This window comes from Actinoplanes sp. NPDC019969 (assembly GCF_055562375.1).
Window position 1 is genome coordinate 108,705 of sequence record NZ_JBVHFK010000017.1, and the last position, 18,231, is coordinate 126,935.

The following is an 18,231-nucleotide window of genomic DNA, read 5'->3' on the forward strand; positions in this document are numbered from 1 at the left end:
GTGCCGGATCAGTCGCCGACGGCCTTGAACAGCGCGGCGACCTCGGCCGCCGACAGGTGCCGGAAGCCACCGGGCCGCAGGTCGCCGAGGCGGATCGGGCCCACCGCCGTGCGGATCAGCCGGGTGACCGGGTGCCCGACCGCGTCCATCATCCGGCGGACGATGTGCTTGCGGCCCTCGTGCAGGACGATCTCCACCTGCGCGGTCTTGCCGATCGCGTCGACCAGCCGGAACGAGTCCACCTTCGCCGGGCCGTCCTCCAGCTCGACGCCCTTCTGCAGGGCCCGGCCGACAGTACGCGGCAGCGGCCCGACCACCTCGGCCAGGTAGGTCTTGTTGATCTCGTACGACGGGTGCATCAGCTTGTGCGCCAGCCCGCCGTCGTTGGTGAACAGCAGCAGGCCCTCGGAGTCGGCGTCGAGCCGGCCCACGTGGAACAGCCGCTGCTCGAAGTTGGCCCCGAGGAAGTCGGCCAGCTCGGTGCGGCCCTTCTCGTCGTCGAGGCTGGAGACGACGCCCCGCGGCTTGTTCAGTGCCACGTAGACGAGCTTGGTGTTGGTGATCACCCGCTGCCCGTCGACGTGGATCTCCGCGGTGGCGGGGTCGACCTTGTCGCCGAGCTTGGCGACCCGGCCGTTGACGGTCACGCGCCGCCGGAAGATCAGATCTTCGCAGGCGCGGCGGGATCCAACACCGGCAGAGGCCAGGACTTTCTGGAGGCGTTCGGCGGTGTCAGCCTGAGGCATCGAGCACTTCTTCCACATCGTCGGGCAAAAACGGAGCGAGCGGCGGCAGCTGGCCGACCGTGTTGAGGCCGAGCTTCTCGAGGAACAGGGGCGTCGTCCGGTACAGGTGGGCTCCTGTCTCCGGCTCGGTGCCGCACTCCTCGATCAGGCCGCGAGTGACCAGCGTACGCATGACCCCGTCACAGTTCACACCGCGGATGGCCGAGATGCGCGATCGGGTCACCGGTTGTTTGTAGGCGACCACGGCGAGTGTCTCCAGGGCGGCCTGGGTGAGCCGCACCGACTGGCCGTCGAGGACGAAGCGTTCGACGTACGCCGCGTACTCCGGGCGGGTGTAGAGCCGCCACCCGCCGGCCACCCGCCGCAGGTCGATGCCGTGCCCGGCCGCGGTGTACCGCGCCGAGATGTTCTCCAGCGCCCGCGCGATCCGCTCCACCGGCTGCTCCAGCACCTGCGCCAGCTGCAGCTCGCCGGTCGGCTCGTCGACCACCAGCATGATCGACTCCAGGGCGGCCGCGAGTTCCGCGTCGTCCATCGGCGCCGGGGCGGGGACGGCGGGTTCCGGCTTCTCCCGTACCCGCCGTGCCTGCTGCGCCGGCACCGCCGCCGGCCCGGTCGCCGGCACCGCCGCCGGCCCGGTCTCCGGAGCGGTCTCCGGGGCGGGTTCTGGCGTGTGGATTTCGGCCGCTATATGCGCCGCAACTTCACACGCTTCCGGGGCGGGTTCTGGTGTGTGGATTTCGGCCGCCGTAGGCGCCGGAACCTCGCCCGCCGGCGTGGCAGCTTCCTGGAAGTCGCGGTCCGGTTCCCGCCGCCGTTCCCACGGCGGCACCCACGAGGCCGCCTGCGCGGCCAGTGAATCGGGACGTTCCTCGCTGCTCACGATCTCTCCTCCACGGCCGCCGGCCCGTCTCCCGGTGCCAGGTCACCCGTGTCAAGATCGCCATCCGGGGCGGGTGAGTCAAGCCGCGCCGCCGCAGGATCGTCCGAACCGGCGGCATCCGCGCCGTCCGGCTCCGGTTTGCTGCCCTCGTAGTCGTCCACATCCAGCTCGACATCGCCGTCCCCGCCGATCCAGCGGACCACCAGCTCGTCCAGCGACACCGGCTGCTCGAAGTCGATCAGCCCTTCCCGGTAGAGCTCCAGGAGCGCCAGGAACCGGGCCACCACTTCGAGGGTGTTGTCACAGTCGGCGACGAGCAGGCTGAACGTGGCGGTGCCGGCCCGGCGCAACCGGTCGCGCAGCAGGTTGGCGTGTTCCCGGACGCTGACCCGCACCTGGTGGATGTGGGCGATGGACACCTGCGGCGGCCCGGGTTTCGGCAGGAAGCTCTTGAGCGCGAGTTTCAGCAGCCGTTCCGGTCCGACGCCGAGGACCAGCTCGGGCAGCGCTTCCGCGTACCTCGGCTCCAGGGAGACCAGCCGCGGCCAGCGGCGAGCCCCGGTGGCCTCGAGGTCCGCGATGTGCGCGGCGGCCTCCTTGTACGCCTTGTACTGCAGGAGCCGGGCGAACAGCAGGTCGCGCGCTTCGAGGAGGGCGAGATCCTCCTCGTCCTCGACCTCGGCGGCGGGCAGCAGCCGGGCCGCCTTGAGGTCCAGCAGGGTCGCCGCGACGAGCAGGAACTCGCTGGTCTCGCCGAGGTCCCAGTCGTCGCCCATCGCCCGGATGTAGGCGATGAAGTCGTCGGTGACCTGGTGCAGCGCGATCTCGGTGACGTCCAGCTTGTGCTTGCCGATGAGCTGCAGCAGCAGGTCGAACGGGCCGGTGAAATTGTCCAGCCGGACGGTGAACCCGCCGGTCTCCGCCTCCGCCGGGACGAGCGCGGCGGCATCATGCTCCTCTTCAGGCACGTGCCGACCGTAGACCATGCCTGTGACGAGTTGCTCCGAGCGCACTCCCTACCAACGTCACAATCGGTGCGGGGTTGCTGTTCATGACAGGCGGGTGACACGGGCCGCCGCACTCGCGCACGGCGGCCCGGCCGATCACTTCTTCTTGGACTTCTTGACCTTCTCCACCTTGACCGGGGTGACGTCGGCGACGACCTTCTTCGCCTTCTTCACCGCGGCGGGGGCGGTCTCGGCCTTGGCCGTCTTCTTGGCGTCCTTCTTGGCGGCCTTGACCTTGACGTCCTTGGCCTTCACCTTGACGGCTTCCTTGGTCTTCGCCATGTCGGCCTCCTTTCGCGTCGACTCACGCGATCCGGCCGGCGCGCGTGTGGACGTGACTGTAATCGCTCATGGGAAATCTGTCGTTGGCGCGAAGTTCACCATCCCGTCAGGTGCGACTGAACAGGACGGCGCACTCGACGGCACGGCGCCAGTCGGCGTATTCGCTGGCGCGCCGGCCCGAGTCCAGGGCCGGTTTCCAGCTGCCCGCGCGGTGCCGGTTGGCGCGCAGGTCCCGCAGGTCCGACCAGTACCCGACGGCGAGGCCGGCCGCGTACGCCGCACCCAGCGACACCGTCTCGGCGACCATCGGCCGGACCACCGGGACCTGCAGGAAGTCCGCCACGATCTGCATCAGCAGGTTGTCGGCGGTCATGCCGCCGTCGACGTTGAGGGCGGTCAGCGCGAGGCCGGAGTCGGCGTTCATGGCGTCCACCACGTCGCGGGTCTGCCAGCCGGTCGCCTCCAGGACGGCGCGGGCCAGATGTCCCTTGGTGATGTACGAGGTCAGCCCGACGATCACCCCGCGCGCCTCGCTGTGCCAGTAGGGCGCGAACAGGCCGGAGAACGCCGGGACGATGTAGCAGCCGCCGTTGTCGTCCACCGTCCCGGCCAGGGTCTCGATCTCCGAGGCGGTGCCGATCAGGCCGAGGCCGTCGCGGACCCACTGCACCAGCGAGCCGGCGATCGCGATGGAGCCCTCCAGTGCGTACACCGGTTTCTCCGCGCCGATCCGGTAGCCGACCGTGGTGATCAGCCCGTGCGACGACCGGACCGGGGTGGTGCCGGTGTTCATCAGCAGGAAACCGCCGGTGCCGTACGTGCACTTGGCCTCGCCCGGCTCGAAACACGTCTGCCCGAACAGGGCGGCCTGCTGGTCACCGATAGCCGCGGCGATGGGCACCCCGGGGAGTACGGCCTCCGCGGTCCCGTAGATCTCGGCGGACGATCTGATCTCCGGCAGCATGGCCCGGGGAATGCGGAATGTCCGAAGCAGATCGGGATCCCACTCCAGATCCGACAGATTCATCAGCATCGTACGGCTGGCGTTGGTCACGTCGGTCAGATGCCGGCCACCGGTCAGATTCCAGATCAGCCAGGAGTCCATGGTCCCGAACAGCACTTCGCCGCTCTCGGCTCTCGCGCGCAGCCCGGGAGTGTGGTCCAGCAGCCACTGGATCTTGAGCGCGGAGAAGTACGTGGCCGGCGGCAACCCTGTCCGGCTTCGCACGAAGTCCGCGTCCAACCCCGCGATGTCGGCGCGGGTGTCCTGCCAGACGATCGCGGGCGCCACCGGGACACCGGTCGCCCGGTCCCACAGCACCGTCGTCTCCCGCTGACTCGCGATCCCGATCGCCGCGACCTGCGACGGCTCGACGTCGGCGGCCCGCAACGCCTTGATCATCAGGCGTCGCACGTCCCGCCAGATCCGGGCCGCGTCATGTTCCACCCAGCCCGGCCGCGGATAGGACTGCGGATGCTCGGCGCGCACCACCGACACCACCGTCGCGCGCCGATCGAACAGGATGCACCGCGTCGACGTGGTCCCCTGATCGATCGCCAGCACGAAACTCATGACTGGACCTCGCGGGAGATCGACCGGGCCGCGGCGACGACCTGCTCCACCATCTGGGGCCGGGCCTGGCGCCGGGTGTCGGTGAGGCGTTCCACCGGGCCGGCGATGCCGATCGCGCCGACGACCAGGCCGCCGGAGGTCCGCACCGGGGCGGCGATCGCGGCGAGCCCGGGCCGCCACTCCTCCACCGACAGGCCCCAGCCCTGGACGCGGGTCGCGGCGAGCATCCGGGCGAGCGGCGGGCCGCTGGTCACGGTCCTTCGGGTGTACGCGTCCAGCCCACCCGCCAGCACCGCCTCGGCCGCCGTCGCGGAGTGGGCGAGCAGCACCTTGCCGAGGGCGGTGGCGTGCGCGGGGAGGCGTACCCCGGTGTCCAGATCCTGCGCCGAGCCGTCCGGCCGGAACACGTGGTGCACGACGAGGACCCGGCCGTCGCGGAGCACGCCGAGGCGTACCTCCGCACCGCTGCGTGACGCCAGCGTGTCGGCCCAGTTGAGCGCCCGCCCGCGCAGCTCGTTCGCGTCGATCCCGGCGCTGCCGAGGTCGAGCAGCCCGCGCCCGACCCGGTACCGGGCGGTCCGCGGGTCCTGCTCGACGAAGCCGACGTGTTCGAGGGTCCGCAGGATGCTGTGCGCGGTGGACTTGGGCAGGCCGAGGGCGTCGGCGACCTCCTTGACCCGTAGCCGGTCCGGATCCGCCGCGAGCAGCCGCAACACGGCGGACGACCGCTCGATCGACTGGATCATCCCCGGCACGTGCGACATTGTCGCACGCTGCACGTTGTCGCGTGGCACATCGGCCCCTAACGTCCCCGGCGTCGAGGACAGGAGGCACTTGTGACGCGGTACGTCGGCGCGATCGATCAGGGCACCACCAGCACGCGGTTCATGATCTTCGACCGGTCCGGTACGGAGATCGGCCGGCACCAGCTCGAGCACCGGCAGATCCAGCCGCGCTCCGGCTGGGTCGAGCACGACCCGACGGAGATCTGGGAGAACACCCTCAAGACCATCGGGGTCGCGCTTGCCGACACCGGCCTTACCCCGGCCGACCTGGCCGCCATCGGCATCACCAACCAGCGGGAGACCGTCGTCCTGTGGGACCGGTCCACCGGCGTTCCGGTGGCGCCCGCGATCGTCTGGCAGGACACGCGCACCGACTACCTTCTCCACGACATCGACGCGGACCTCGTGCGGGACCGGACCGGGCTGCCGCCTGCCACCTACTTCTCGGCCACGAAGATCCAATGGCTGCTGGACGACGTCGACGGGCTCCGGGGACGGGCGGAGAACGGGGAGATCCTGTTCGGGACGATCGACACCTGGCTGATCTGGAATCTGACCGGTGGCCGGCATCTGACCGACGTGACCAACGCCAGCCGTACGATGCTGATGAATCTGTCGGATCTGGAGTGGGATCCCGATCTGCTTCGGACATTCCGCATTCCCCGGGCCATGCTGCCGGAGATCAGATCGTCCGCCGAGATCTACGGGACCGCGGAGGCCGTACTCCCCGGGGTGCCCATCGCCGCGGCCATCGGTGACCAGCAGGCCGCCCTGTTCGGGCAGACGTGTTTCGAGCCGGGCGAGGCCAAGTGCACGTACGGCACCGGCGGTTTCCTGCTGATGAACACCGGCACCACCCCGGTCCGGTCGTCGCACGGGCTGATCACCACGGTCGGCTACCGGTTCGGGGCCGAGAAGCCGGTGTTCGCGCTGGAGGGCTCGATCGCCGCCTGCGGCTCCGCCATCCAGTGGCTGCGCGACCAGCTCGGCGTCCTGGACACCGCGGGCGACAGCGAGACCCTGGCCGGGCAGGTCGAGGACAGCGCCGGCGTGTGCTTCGTCCCGGCGTTCTCCGGCCTGTTCGCGCCCTACTGGCGGCCGGACGCCCGCGCCGCCATCGTCGGCCTGTCCCGCTTCCACACCGCCGCCCACATCACCCGGGCCGCCCTGGAGGCGATCTGCCACCAGACCCGCGACGTGGTCGAGGCGATGGCCCAGGACTCCGGCACCGTCCTGGACTGCCTGCAGGTGGACGGCGGGGTCACCGCGAACGCGCTGTGCATGCAGTTGCAGGCCGACATCCTCGGCGTGCCGGTCAGCCGGCCCGCCGTCGCCGAGACCACCGCGCTCGGCGCCGCCTACGCGGCCGGGCTCGCGGTCGGCTTCTGGGACTCCCTGGACGACCTGCGCGCCAACCGGCACGAGGACCGGCGCTGGCAGCCGTCCTGGTCGGCGGCCCGGCGTACCGAAGGCATCACCCGCTGGCGAGCGGCCATCGACCGCACCCTCGACTGGGTCAGCGTCGGCTGACCTGACGGAAGGACCATGATGAACACCGGAGTGATCTCACCCCAGACCCGGACCCGGGCCCTGGAAACCATGTCGTCCGGCGAGGAACTGGACGTGCTGGTCGTCGGCGCCGGGGTGGTCGGGGCCGGCTCGGCGCTGGACGCCGCCACCCGCGGCCTCTCCGTCGGCCTCCTGGAGGCCCGCGACTTCGCCAGCGGCACCTCCAGCCGATCCAGCAAGCTCATCCACGGCGGCCTGCGCTACCTGGAGATGCTCGACTTCAGCCTGGTCCGGGAGGCGCTGCGGGAACGCGGCCTGCTGATCCAGAAGCTCGCCCCGCACCTGGTACGCCCGGTGCCGTTCCTCTACCCGCTGCAGAAGCGCGCGTGGGAGCGGATCTACGTGGGCGCCGGCATCGCCCTCTACGACGTCCTGGCGCTCTCCGGCGGCGGGGCGGGGGTGCCCGTACACCGGCACCTCAGCCGCGTCGAGGCCCTCAAGGCGTTCCCGGCGCTGCGCCCGGAGAGCCTGGTCGGCGCGATCCGCTACTACGACGCGCAGGTCGACGACGCCCGGCACACCATGTTCCTGGTCCGGACCGCGGTGGCGCACGGGGCGCACGCCGCCTCCCGTACCGAGGTGATCGGTTTCCTCCGCGAGGGCCGCCGCGTCGTCGGCGTCCGCGCCCGCGACCTGGAGACCGGCGCCGAACTGGAGATCCGCGCCCGCACCGTGATCAACGCGACCGGTGTGTGGACCGGCGACAGCCAGGCGCTGCTCACCGGCGAGCGCGGCGAATTCAGAATCACCGCGAGCAAGGGGATCCACCTGGTGGTGCCGCGCGACCGGATCGCCGGCAGCACGGGCATGATCTTGCGTACGGCGACAAGCGTGCTCTTCGTCATCCCGTGGGACCAGCACTGGATCATCGGCACCACCGACACCAAGTGGGACCTGGACAAGTCCGACCCGGCCGCATCCGGCACGGACGTCGACTACCTGCTCGACGAGGTCAACAAGGCCCTCGCCACCCCGCTGACCCGCGACGACGTGCAGGGCGTCTATGCCGGCCTGCGCCCGCTGCTGTCCGCCGAGGCCGCCAGCACCGCCAAGCTGTCCCGCGAGCACGCCGTCGGCAACCCCGTCCCCGGCCTGATCGTGGTGGCCGGCGGCAAGTACACCACCTACCGGGTGATGGCCCGCGACGCCGTCGACGCCGCCGTCCGCGAACTGTTCGCCCGCGTCCCGCAGTCCTGCACCGACCAGGTCCCGCTGCTCGGCGCCGACGGCTACCGCGCCGCCTGGAACCGCCGCGCCGCCCTGGCCCGCCGCTCCGGCCTCACCGTCGCCCGCATCGAACACCTGCTGCGCCGCTACGGCACCCTGCTCGACGAGATCCTCGCCCTGATCGAGGCCGACCCGTCCCTCGGCCTGCCCCTGGACGGCGCCCCCGACCACCTGCGCGCCGAGATCGTCTACGCGGTCACCCACGAGGGCGCCCGGCACCTCGACGACGTCCTCGCCCGCCGTACCCGGATCGCCTTCGAGACCACCGACCGCGGCGTCACCGCCGCCCGTGCCGCCGCCGCCCTGATCGCCCCGGCCCTGGGCTGGTCCGAGGCCGACGCCGCCCGCGAGGCCACCGCCTACGAGTCCCGCGTCATCGCCGAACTGGCCGCCCAGACCCAGGCCGACGACGCCTCCGCCGACGCCACCCTCCGTGGCGTGAACCCAGAAAATCTGGTCCCACAGAACTAGACTTTTTTGTCGGAGGGGGTTAACGTTTCTCCTGTCGAACGAAGAGATCTACCGAAGACGCAGACGAGAGACCGAGCGTCAAGCAGGGCCCGGATCGTTCGTGGCTCGCTCGGCTCAACGGACCGCACCAAGGTCCGAGTTTTCGCAAGACCCTGACGTAAGTCCAGGTCAGGGCAGCTCGTCGCACATGTGTGGGGCCATGAAGTCGCGTGGGGCTCCGCCATCGGCGGGTCGTGGTACAGCACCAGGAAACACCGTAAGAAGAGGAAAGGGAGGGACAAAGCACCGTTGGATCGCCCGCGGCCAGATCGTTTCGACATCTCTGGCGGGCGGACACCGCAGTTTCCATCGATAGAGAGGTGGTCTCCGGTCACGCTTATGCGATCCTCGCGCCATTCGCCGTCTATGACGGCCGGCGCGGATACGAGAACCGGCGAACCTGCCGGCAGATGGTGTTCTTGACCCACTACCCTGGGCCCCGGCGCATCCGCGCCGGGGCCCTCGTCATGGAGGTGTAAGTGGCCCAACCCGACGACATGTTCGGCGACGAAGACTATCCCGCCTACACGATGGGCCGCGCCGCGGAGATCACCGGCGCCTCGCAGGACTTCCTGCGGCGGCTCGACGAGGCGAAACTCATCACCCCGTTCCGCTCCGCCGGCGGCCACCGCCGCTACTCCCGTTACCAGCTGCGCCTCGCCGCCCGGGCCCGGGAGATGGTGGACCAGGGCACACCCCTGGAGGCGGCGTGCCGCATCATCATCCTCGAGGATCAGCTCGAGGACGCCCTCGAACAGAACCGCAAACTACAGAGTCAACGGCCCGCCGAGGCCGGCTGATCCTCGGCAGTCCCGCCACACGGTCTTTCTCCCCGGAGAGAGGCCGTTCGCCGTTTCAGGCCCCACAGGCACCGGCTGCCACTACCCGATCTCAGGATCAGCAGCCGCTCGCAGTCCCCTCGCGCGCGATCTTGGGCACTTCCCACCGGCCACCTCCACCCAAGATCGCCAAAGCCGGCAACCTTGGTCGTTCACATCCACTTTCGAGTCTTCTTCTGGGGTGCAGGACGGCGAGTGGTCAAGCCCTCGTCCGGGCGCTGCCGTCACGACTGCGGCCAGGGCTCCCCGGGCCAGTTCCCGATCTTGTGGACCCGACGCCGGAGCCGAGCGCACAAGATCCAACTTCCGCCCCTTCTTGTGCGCTGAGCTGCGGAAATCCGGCACCTCCCGCCCAAGATCGCGAACCTGATTGATCTTGGGCGGGAGGTGCCGGACCGAATCGCACAAGAACGTTGGCGGCGCGTCGATCCTGAGGGTGAAGGGTGCGTACGGACTCACCCGCTCGGGCCTGGCGGGTACGGATCTGAGTAACCAAGAAGAAGACTCTTTCCCGGTACCAAAAACCCAAGATCGGGCCCGCCTCAGATCTTGTGCCCAAAAAGCCGCCCCCAAGCGCACAGGATCAGACCGGAGGCGGGTACCGCAGTCGACGACATCACGTCTCGCCGACCGCTACAGGCGCGGCAGACCTCAACCACCAACACCGCCGCCTGGCAAGCCGACAGCAGCCCGGGCACACCGAGAGCAGTCCCACGCACAACAACCGGCACTACGAGCGGCAATCGGCGCTACAAGGCCTGAGCCGCATCCGGCATCAACCCAGCCTGAAACCGCGACCGTCACGCCCAGATACGTAGAAAGAGGGTGCCCAGTAGATCGATGACGTGAAGAAGAAGGGGATATCCGAGCGGAAAGAAGGCGCAGATCAACAGGATCAACGCCCCGATGTTCTTGTCCTCGAACCACAACCGCAGCCACGCCATCGACGGCCCCGGGCGCCGCAGCGCGTGCCACAGGATCCCGAAGCCGTCCAGTGGTGGGATCGGGATCAGGGCGAGCAGACCGAACCCGAGCAGGCCGGTACCGAGCGACAGAACGGCCTGCTCGGCATAGGGCAGCGGAAGGTATCCCCGCAGGATCACCCCCGGGCCGAGCATGGCGAGCCAGTCGCCGGAGAAGACCAGGGCGTATCCGGCGATGATGAGTTCGCCGGTGAGGATGCAGGCGACCGGCCCGGCCGCGAACACGGCGGCGGCGCGGCCGCGGCCTTTCCAGCGGGGCACCTCGTCGACGGTGACCTGGCGGCCCCACCCGGTGCCGCCGATCGCGGCGCAGACGGCGCCGAACGGGTCGATCTCCTCGCGGGGCCGCAGCGGTCCGCGACTTTCGCCGAGGCCGACGACGCGCGCGGTGAAACGCATGGCGACGGCGCGCAGCGCGAGGCCGAGCAGGAAGGCGACGACCAGGGCGACGAACGCCACCGGCTCGCCGAGTGCGAAGAGCACGGGTTGTGGACCTAGTCCCGTTCTGTCTGGGAGGCGATGACCTCGCGAGCGAGCTGCCGATAGTTGCGGGCGCCGGACGACGCCGGATCCAGCGTAGTGATCGGAGCGCCGGCGACGGTCGACTCGGGGAACTTCACCGTCTTGGTGATGACGGTCTGGTAGACCTTGTCTCCGAAGGCCTCGACCACGCGCTGCAGCACCTGGCGGCAGTGGGTGGTGCGGGAGTCGTACATCGTGGCGAGGATGCCCTCGAGTTCGAGGTCGAAGTTGAGCCGCTCGCGCACCTTGTCGATGGTGTCCAGGAGCAGTGCCACACCGCGGAGGGAGAAGAACTCGCACTCCAGGGGGATGAGCACGCCGTGCGCGATGGTGAGCGCGTTGATCGCCAGCAGGCCCAGGGAGGGCTGGCAGTCGATCAGGATGAAGTCGTACTCCTTGCGGACCGAGCGCAGCGCCCGGGCCAGCGCCATCTCCCGCGCGACCTCGTTGACCAGCTGGATCTCGGCGGCGGAGAGGTCGATGTTGGCGGGCAGCAGGTGCAGGCCGGCCACATCGGTCTTGATGATGACGTCCTCGGTGGCGACGTCGTCCTGCATGAGCAGGTTGTAGACGCTGAGGTCGAGGTTGTGCGGGTTGACCCCGAGGCCGACCGAGCAGGCGCCCTGCGGGTCGAAGTCGACGAGGAGGACCTTGCGCCCGTACTCCGCGAGGGCGGCGCCCAGGTTGATGGTGGTCGTCGTCTTGCCGACGCCGCCCTTCTGGTTCGCCAGGGCGATGATGCGGGCCGGACCGTGCTTGTCGGTCGGCATGGGTTCGGGGATCGGACGGCGCATCGTGTACGCCGTCGGGTCGGCGGGGCCGAGATCGGCGCCGAGATCCAGGGAGTTCTGCTGCTCGCGGAGCGTGGAAGTCCAGGCCTCTGCACGCCCGCTGTTCCCTGACATCAACCTCGCCCCCCTTCGACTCACAGCCGGAGCCGATGCTCGACTGTACGCCACACGCGCCGCCACGCCGGGGTCGGTCATTCGGCGTGTCGCACCTACGCATCCATAGCTTCTAACGAGCGCGCGGGTGTGCGGTCGCGTACACCTCCCGGAGGCGTTCGACGGTCACCAGGGTATACACCTGCGTCGTGGTGACCGAGGCGTGTCCCAGCAGTTCTTGCACCACCCGCACGTCGGCGCCGCCGTCGAGCAGATGCGTCGCGTAGGAGTGACGCAGGGTGTGCGGGCTGACCGCGTACGGGCCGTCGGCGGGCAGGCCGACCGCGACGGCGCAGCGGTGCAGGACGGTCCAGGCGCTCTGCCGGGACAGCCGGCCGCCACGGGCGTTGAGGAACACGGCCGGGGTGCCCTTGCCGAGCGTGACCAGCGAGGGCCGGGCCCGTACCAGATAAGCCTGCAACGCGTCCCGCGCGTAACCGCCGACCGGAACCACCCGCGTCTTCCCGCCCTTGCCCCGGAGGGTGACGGCGGGCTCCCCAGCAAAATCGACATCGTCGATGTCGGCGCCGACCGCCTCGGAGATCCGGGCGCCGGTGCCGTAGAGGAACTCCAGCAGCGCCCGGTCGCGCAGCCCGAGCGGCGAGTCCGGGTCGGGCACCGCGAGCAGCCGGCCGACCTGGTCCACGTCGAGGGCTTTGGGGAGGCGTTGCGGCGGGGCCGGTGGCCGTACGCCGGAAGCCACGTCGTGCGGGATCAACCGCTCCCGGACCGCGAACCGGTGCAGGCCGCGCACCGCCGACATGGCCCGCGCCGCCGACGCCGCCGCCAGGCCCTCCTCGCGCAGCGCGGCCAGGTGCCCGCTGACGTCCGCCTCGCGCACCTCGCCGAGGCCGGTGATCCCGGCGGCGGCCAGCCGTTCGGCGTACCGCTCCAGGTCGCGGCGGTAGGAGGCGAGCGTGTTGCGGGAGAGGCCGCGTTCCACACTCAGATGGTCGAGGTAACTCCTGATCGCGTGGTCCGGGCTCAGTGCAGCACCTCCGTGACGGGTATCGGCCGCAGCCCGTGCGCTTCGGCGACCGGGCCGTAGACGACGTCGCCGCCGAACGTGTTGAGGCCGGCCGCGAGCGCCGGGTCGGCCCGCATCGCGCCGCGCCAGCCGAGGCCGGCCAGTTCGAGAGCGTACGGCAGGGTGACGTTGGTGAGCGCGTAGGTGCTGGTGTGCGGCACCGCGCCGGGCATGTTGGCGACGCAGTAGAACATCGACTCGTGCACCCGGTAGGTCGGGTCGTCGTGGGTGGTCGGACGCGAGTCCTCGAAGCAGCCGCCCTGGTCGATCGAGATGTCGACGAGCACGCTGCCCGGTTTCATCCGGGACACCAGCTCGTTGGAGATCAGCGTCGGCGCTTTCGCGCCGGGCACCAGGACCGCGCCGATCACCAGGTCGGCGTCGAGGACGGCTTTCTCCACCTCGTACGCGTTCGACGCGATCGTCTGCACGTGGCCGCGATAGTCGGCGTCCACGGCCCGGAGCCGGGCCACGTTCTTGTCCAGCAGCAGCACCTCGGCCTGCATGCCGAGCGCGATCGCGGCCGCGTTGAGCCCGGACACGCCGGCGCCGATCACGACGACCTTGGCCGCGTACACCCCGGGGACGCCGCCCATCAGCACCCCGCGCCCGCCGCCCTGCCGCATCAGGTGGTAGGCCCCGACCTGGGGGGCGAGCCGGCCGGCCACCTCGGACATCGGGGCGAGCAGCGGCAGCGACCGGTCCGGCAGCTCGACCGTCTCGTACGCGATGCCGGTCACCTCCCGTTCCAGCAGCGCGTCCGTGCACTCCTTGGACGCGGCCAGGTGCAGGTAGGTGAAGAGCACCTGGCCGGGCCGCATCCGGTGGTGCTCCTCCGGGATCGGCTCCTTGACCTTGAGGATCAGCTCGCCCGTCGCCCAGACGTCGTCGGCGTCCGGCAGGATCGTCGCCCCGGCGGACCGGTAGTCACCGTCGGTTATCGACGAGCCGGCGCCCGCGCCGGACTGGACGAACACCTGGTGACCGTCGCGGGTGAACTCGTAGACACCGGACGGGGTGATCGCCACCCGGTGCTCGTTGTTCTTGACCTCGGTGGGAATCCCGACCTTCATAGCCGGAGAGTACCCCTGAGCTGCTGATCCATCCCGGCTCACGAAAAGCCGGCGCGGTCCGGCGAGCCCGGTGAAGTGCGGAAAGTTACCGAATCGTGTACCGGTATCCCGCGTCGGAGGGTCCGGCCTGTACGGTTCCACCCGATGAGCGGCTTTCCCTGGCTTCTGGTGGACCAGAACACCGACGACGGTGAACTCGTGATCGCCGCCTGCTCCGAAATCGACGGTCTCTTCGTGGACCCGCCGCAGCCGCCGGTCGAGCGGTACACACTGCTCGGCTGCGAGCCGGCCGGGCGGCTGCTCGACGCGTGCGACGGACTCGGTCCGGCCTGGCTCGGCAACGTCGGCCTGGACGCGATCCACCCGCCGTATTCCAAGCATCCGCCGCACTGCTGGCACTGCGCCGAGGAGCTGCTGGACATCACGGTGCTGTCGGCGCTGCCGTCCGCGCTCGGGCCCCGGCTGCTCGACGTGACCCTGGAGGGCCGGCTGCGGATCGAGGAGCTGGCCCGGTTCGCCCGGGGCGCCGACCGGGCGCCGGAAGCCGACGGGTACCGGCTGGTCGGCGTGACCGGGCGCGGCGAGGAGGACCTCGGGGTCTGCCGGGACGTGGACGGCGTGTTCCGGGCCCGGCCGGCGCCGCCGCCACGTGGCGCCACCCTGATCGGCTGCCGGCCGGAGCCGCCGCTGCAACGAGCCCTGGACGTGCTGGCCCGCGGCGGGGCGCGGCGGCGCCGCTGGGTGCAGGCGTCGATCTTCAGCGTGGACCGGGACGGCACGGCGGTCGGCATGGTGGGCGCGGCGCTGGGCGCCGAGGTGGCCGAGGTCCGTGCCTCCCGGCTCGGCGACGGCCTGGTCGACGTGACGTTCGAGCCGACGTACGGCGACGCGATCGGTGGTCCCCGCCCGGCGGGCGCGCGTACCGTGTGGCACCGCTGGCGGGCCGGCCGCCCCGACGTGATCGGCGAGTGGGCCGAGTACGACGCCGACCTGCGCCACGAGTGGGCCGGTGTCGCCCTGGCCCACCACGAGCACCGCCCCGACCGCCCGTCCGGCGCGACGTACCACCTGGCCGGGCGGCACGTCACCGACGTGGAGGGGTTCTTCTGCGCGATCGGGGAGGCGATCAACGGCCCCGGCGGCTACTTCGGCTGGAACCTGGGCGCGCTGCACGACTGCGCCAACGGCGGCTGGGGCGCGGCCCCCGGTTTCCGGCTGGTCTGGCACGACGCCGAGGTGGCCCGGGCGCATCTGACGCCCGGTTACGACCGGCGCTGGTGGACGCCGGCCGTGACCATGGACGACCTGCTCGGCTATCTCGCCGACTCGGGTGTGGACGTCGAGCTGCGCTGACCGCCGACGTTCCGCTTGTTCGCAACGAAATGGTCGGTTCCGTCCAGGCCGAAGGCGATGATCCGTTCCGGGTGGATCCGGATCATCGGGTCGGGGCCGTCGATCGCCTCGGCCCGGCCGCGGATCTCCAGGCAGCGCACCCGCCACGGGTTCACCGACGGCACGTCGTCGACCACGAACGCGACCCGCCCGTTGTCGGCGACGTTGCGGAACTTGCGGCTGGCCGCCATGTGCCAGCCGGTGATGTCGATCGTCTCCTCCCCCGCGTTGTAGGTGAAGCCCACCGGGCTGTTCTGCAGGGTGCCGTCCGGCTGCACGGTGGCCAGCCGGCCGAGCCGCTGCCCGGTCAGGTAATCGATCTCGGTCGTGGTGAAGGTCATGTCCCCGACCCTGCAACCTCAACCTGAATTGAGGTCAACCCACGAACACGCAGAACAGGTGACCGTCGGGGTCGGCGTACACGCGCAGGGGCTCCTCGGGGTCGTCGCTGCGGTCGAAACGCAGCGTGCCGCCGAGCGCCAGGACCCGCTCGTGCTGACGGTTCAGCTCCTCGATCGAGTCGACGACGGTGTCCAGGTGGGCCTGCTGGGGGATGTCGTCGCCGGGCCAGGTCGTCGGGCGTACCCCCGCGGTCTGCTGGAACGCCAGCCGCCAGGAACCGTCCGGCGGCAGCAGCACCAGCCAGTCGCGGCCCTGCGGGTAGTCGGCGCCCGCCGGCGGCGGCTCGTCGCCCTTGCGGTATTCCAGGCCGAGCAGCTCGCGGTAGAACTCGGCGGCCCGGCGCGCGTCGGTGGTGTCCAGCACGAACGACTGAAGCCTGGGAACGGTCACGATACCTCCTGATCGAGCGGGGTGGCGACGGTGATGAATACCCACCTACTGTGAGCTGATGCGTGTCCTCTTCGTCGCCGCGCCGCTGGTCGGGCACGTCTTCCCGCTGATGCCGCTCGCGCGGGCGCTGCGGGCGGCGGGCCACGACGTGCTGGTGGCGACCGGCGCCGACGGGATGCGGGTGGCCTCGTCCGGCGTCGAGGTGCGGGATGTCGCGCCCGGCTTCCGGTTCGTGCCGACGGCGCTGCGCACCATGCTGCGGCATCCCACGCTGATCCGCGCCGAGATGGCCGGGACCGGCGGCACCCGGGCGGTCGGGCACATCTTCGGCGCGGTCAACGACCGGATGCTCGAGGCGGTCCTGGAGACCACGCGGGAGTGGCGGCCGGACCGGATCGTCTACGAGCCGCACGCGGCGGCCGGAGCGGTGGCCGCGGCCCGGTTCGGGATCCCCGGCATCCTGCACGAGAACTCGCTGTTCGACGGGCCCACCCTGGTCGCGGTGACCCGGATGCGCGGCCGTCCCGAGGTGGCCCCGCCGGCCGCGGTGATCCGGATCGCCCCGGCGAGCGTGGCCGGCCGCGGCACCCACCTGCCGATGCGGCCGGTGCCGTACGGCGGTGACCAGCCGCTGCCGGACCGGCTCGCCGCGCCGCCGGACCGGCCCCGCGTCCTGGTCAGCCACAGCACCCTGCCGCAGCCGGGCCGGGACCGGCTGACGCCCCGGCTGATCGAGGCGGCCGCGTCGGTGGACGCCGACTTCGTGCTGGTCCGCTCGTCGGCGAAGCGGCTGCCGCCGAACGTCCGGACGACGGACTGGATCCCGATCCCGGCGGCGCTGGCGGCCGGCGCCGCCATCGTGCATCACGGCGGCGCGGGCACCGTGCTGTCCGCGCTGCACGCGGGCGTCCCTCAGCTGGTCGTCCGCGGCGCCGGCGACCGGCGGTTCAACGCCGAGCTGGTGGCGGCCCGCGGCGCCGGGCTCGCCGCCGACGAGCGGGACATCTCCCCCGCATTGCTCACCCGGCTGATCACCGACCCGGTGGTGGCGGCCGCGGCGAAGGAGGTCAGCGCCGAGATCGCCGCCATGCCGCCGCCGGAGGACCTGGTCGAGGCGATCCGCCAGTCAGACCAGCAGCGGTAACACCGGCACCGCGTTGATCGCGCCGTGCACGGCGAAGATCGCCCACGGGTTCCGGTACCGCGACCAGAGGTACCCCGCCATCAGCCCGAGCGCCCCGGTCGACATGGTCACCGCGAGCGCGGTCTCCCACACCGGCCCGTTCAGCAGCCGGTAGCTGTGCATGAGCACGAACAGCCACGCCGCCGCGGTGATCGCCGGCCAGCGGCCCCAGAGCAGCTCGAGGCGGGTCTGCAGCATCATCCGGTAGAAGTACTCCTCCAGGATGCTCGCGGTGAACAGCGAGAAGAGCATCACCAGGGCCAGCTCGAGCCGGCCCCAGTCGGCATAACCGGACAGGTCGGTGTCCGCGGCGAGCGGGCTCCCGAACGCCAGCCAGCCCCAGACCGCGATCACCACGAGCGGCCCGAGCCAGTACCAGAGCCGGGGGATCGCCCTGCGGTGTGCCCGGCCGGGCCGGCTCGGACCCCGCCCCAGGCGTAGCGCCAGCCAGCCACCACCGAGCAGCACCAGCACCTTGACCAGCGGATAGACAGCGCCGCCGCCGGCTGCCTGCACCGCGACGGCGATCGCGGCGAACAGCAGCGCCACCCCGATCAGCCCGTACGCCTGCCGCCGCACGCCCGCCCGTTCGTCACCCCCGGCCGTCTCCAGCACCGGCAGGACCGGCGGCACCAGACGGATCAGAAGCAGACCGATGAGGTACGGCGTGACGACCGCGACCACCGGCACGGTCCCGGCCTCGTCGTCCGCCGACACGCTGACCCGGCTGTGCCCGGTCGCCAGCAGCAGGAGCGGCGCGGCCAGCAGAACCGCAAGCCCGGCGACGGTCAGGACCCTCGTTCGCATCCGCCCATTATGGACGATCGCGCCGGTCGCCGAGGGCCGTGATCATCTGCGATCCAGACATGTCCATAATCTGACTTCGATCAACGG

The 18,231-nt window shown here is 70.9% G+C and carries 18 protein-coding genes; 5 read left to right on the forward strand and 13 right to left on the reverse strand.

Annotated features, from left to right (window positions below):
• Positions 1-8 precede the first annotated feature (8 nt).
• From ACZ3II_RS38400 to ACZ3II_RS38425, 6 genes are all read right to left on the reverse strand, one after another.
• Positions 9-764, reverse strand: a complete 756-nt coding sequence (locus ACZ3II_RS38400; protein WP_465524793.1) for a pseudouridine synthase — start codon at positions 762-764, stop codon at positions 9-11.
• Complete coding sequence (gene scpB / locus ACZ3II_RS38405) at positions 733-1,629, reverse strand: SMC-Scp complex subunit ScpB (protein ID WP_465524795.1); 897 nt, start codon at positions 1,627-1,629, stop codon at positions 733-735. Before scpB ends, ACZ3II_RS38400 begins: the two co-directional genes overlap by 32 nt.
• Entirely contained in the window at positions 1,626-2,615 is a 990-nt protein-coding gene (locus ACZ3II_RS38410) for a segregation and condensation protein A (protein ID WP_465524797.1), read from the reverse strand. Before ACZ3II_RS38410 ends, scpB begins: the two co-directional genes overlap by 4 nt.
• A 117-nt stretch (positions 2,616-2,732) precedes the next feature.
• On the reverse strand, positions 2,733-2,918 hold the full coding sequence (locus ACZ3II_RS38415; RefSeq protein WP_465524799.1) for a hypothetical protein: 186 nt from the start codon (positions 2,916-2,918) through the stop codon (positions 2,733-2,735).
• A gap of 106 nt (positions 2,919-3,024) precedes the next feature.
• Complete coding sequence (gene glpK, locus ACZ3II_RS38420; RefSeq protein ID WP_465524801.1) at positions 3,025-4,491, reverse strand: glycerol kinase GlpK; 1,467 nt, start codon at positions 4,489-4,491, stop codon at positions 3,025-3,027.
• Positions 4,488-5,246, reverse strand: coding sequence for an IclR family transcriptional regulator (locus ACZ3II_RS38425; protein WP_465524861.1), 759 nt, complete (start codon positions 5,244-5,246; stop codon positions 4,488-4,490). The genes glpK (ACZ3II_RS38420) and ACZ3II_RS38425 overlap by 4 nt, the downstream gene beginning before the upstream one ends.
• An 81-nt stretch (positions 5,247-5,327) precedes the next feature.
• Here ACZ3II_RS38425 and glpK (ACZ3II_RS38430) point away from each other — a divergent pair, with 81 nt between their 5' ends.
• From glpK (ACZ3II_RS38430) to ACZ3II_RS38440, 3 genes are all read left to right on the forward strand, one after another.
• Entirely contained in the window at positions 5,328-6,806 is a 1,479-nt protein-coding gene (gene glpK / locus ACZ3II_RS38430; protein ID WP_465524803.1) for a glycerol kinase GlpK, read from the forward strand.
• Between the two features lie 18 nt (positions 6,807-6,824).
• The gene (locus ACZ3II_RS38435; protein WP_465524863.1) at positions 6,825-8,543 is read left to right on the forward strand and encodes a glycerol-3-phosphate dehydrogenase/oxidase; all 1,719 of its coding nucleotides are present in this window, start codon (positions 6,825-6,827) and stop codon (positions 8,541-8,543) included.
• 536 nt (positions 8,544-9,079) lie between these two features.
• Complete coding sequence (locus ACZ3II_RS38440) at positions 9,080-9,382, forward strand: helix-turn-helix domain-containing protein (RefSeq protein ID WP_465524865.1); 303 nt, start codon at positions 9,080-9,082, stop codon at positions 9,380-9,382.
• A gap of 839 nt (positions 9,383-10,221) precedes the next feature.
• Here the strand turns inward: ACZ3II_RS38440 and ACZ3II_RS38445 are convergent.
• From ACZ3II_RS38445 to ald, 4 genes are all read right to left on the reverse strand, one after another.
• Complete coding sequence (locus tag ACZ3II_RS38445) at positions 10,222-10,887, reverse strand: zinc metalloprotease (RefSeq protein ID WP_465524805.1); 666 nt, start codon at positions 10,885-10,887, stop codon at positions 10,222-10,224.
• 11 nt (positions 10,888-10,898) lie between these two features.
• Positions 10,899-11,831 (reverse strand): ParA family protein, encoded by a 933-nt coding sequence (locus ACZ3II_RS38450; RefSeq protein WP_465524807.1) that lies wholly within the window; start codon positions 11,829-11,831, stop codon positions 10,899-10,901.
• 112 nt (positions 11,832-11,943) lie between these two features.
• On the reverse strand, positions 11,944-12,858 hold the full coding sequence (locus ACZ3II_RS38455; RefSeq protein WP_465524867.1) for a site-specific tyrosine recombinase XerD: 915 nt from the start codon (positions 12,856-12,858) through the stop codon (positions 11,944-11,946).
• Positions 12,855-13,970 (reverse strand): alanine dehydrogenase, encoded by a 1,116-nt coding sequence (gene ald / locus ACZ3II_RS38460; protein WP_465524809.1) that lies wholly within the window; start codon positions 13,968-13,970, stop codon positions 12,855-12,857. Before ald ends, ACZ3II_RS38455 begins: the two co-directional genes overlap by 4 nt.
• 144 nt (positions 13,971-14,114) lie before the next feature.
• On the opposite strand from ald, the gene ACZ3II_RS38465 reads away from it, so the two are divergent.
• Entirely contained in the window at positions 14,115-15,323 is a 1,209-nt protein-coding gene (locus ACZ3II_RS38465; RefSeq protein WP_465524811.1) for a barstar family protein, read from the forward strand.
• On the opposite strand, the gene ACZ3II_RS38470 is transcribed toward ACZ3II_RS38465, so the two are convergent.
• On the reverse strand, positions 15,284-15,703 hold the full coding sequence (locus tag ACZ3II_RS38470; protein ID WP_465524813.1) for a PPOX class F420-dependent oxidoreductase: 420 nt from the start codon (positions 15,701-15,703) through the stop codon (positions 15,284-15,286). The genes ACZ3II_RS38465 and ACZ3II_RS38470 overlap by 40 nt on opposite strands.
• A gap of 34 nt (positions 15,704-15,737) precedes the next feature.
• Entirely contained in the window at positions 15,738-16,154 is a 417-nt protein-coding gene (locus ACZ3II_RS38475) for a VOC family protein (protein WP_465524815.1), read from the reverse strand.
• Positions 16,155-16,212: 58 nt separating this feature from the next.
• On the opposite strand from ACZ3II_RS38475, the gene ACZ3II_RS38480 reads away from it, so the two are divergent.
• A complete protein-coding gene (locus tag ACZ3II_RS38480; protein WP_465524817.1) occupies positions 16,213-17,298 on the forward strand; it encodes a nucleotide disphospho-sugar-binding domain-containing protein in 1,086 nt (361 codons plus the stop codon).
• On the opposite strand, the gene ACZ3II_RS38485 is transcribed toward ACZ3II_RS38480, so the two are convergent.
• Positions 17,281-18,144: a lysostaphin resistance A-like protein gene (locus ACZ3II_RS38485; RefSeq protein ID WP_465524819.1), complete on the reverse strand. Its 864-nt coding sequence runs from the start codon at positions 18,142-18,144 to the stop codon at positions 17,281-17,283. The two genes, ACZ3II_RS38480 and ACZ3II_RS38485, sit on opposite strands and share 18 nt — an antisense overlap.
• Positions 18,145-18,231 lie beyond the last annotated feature (87 nt).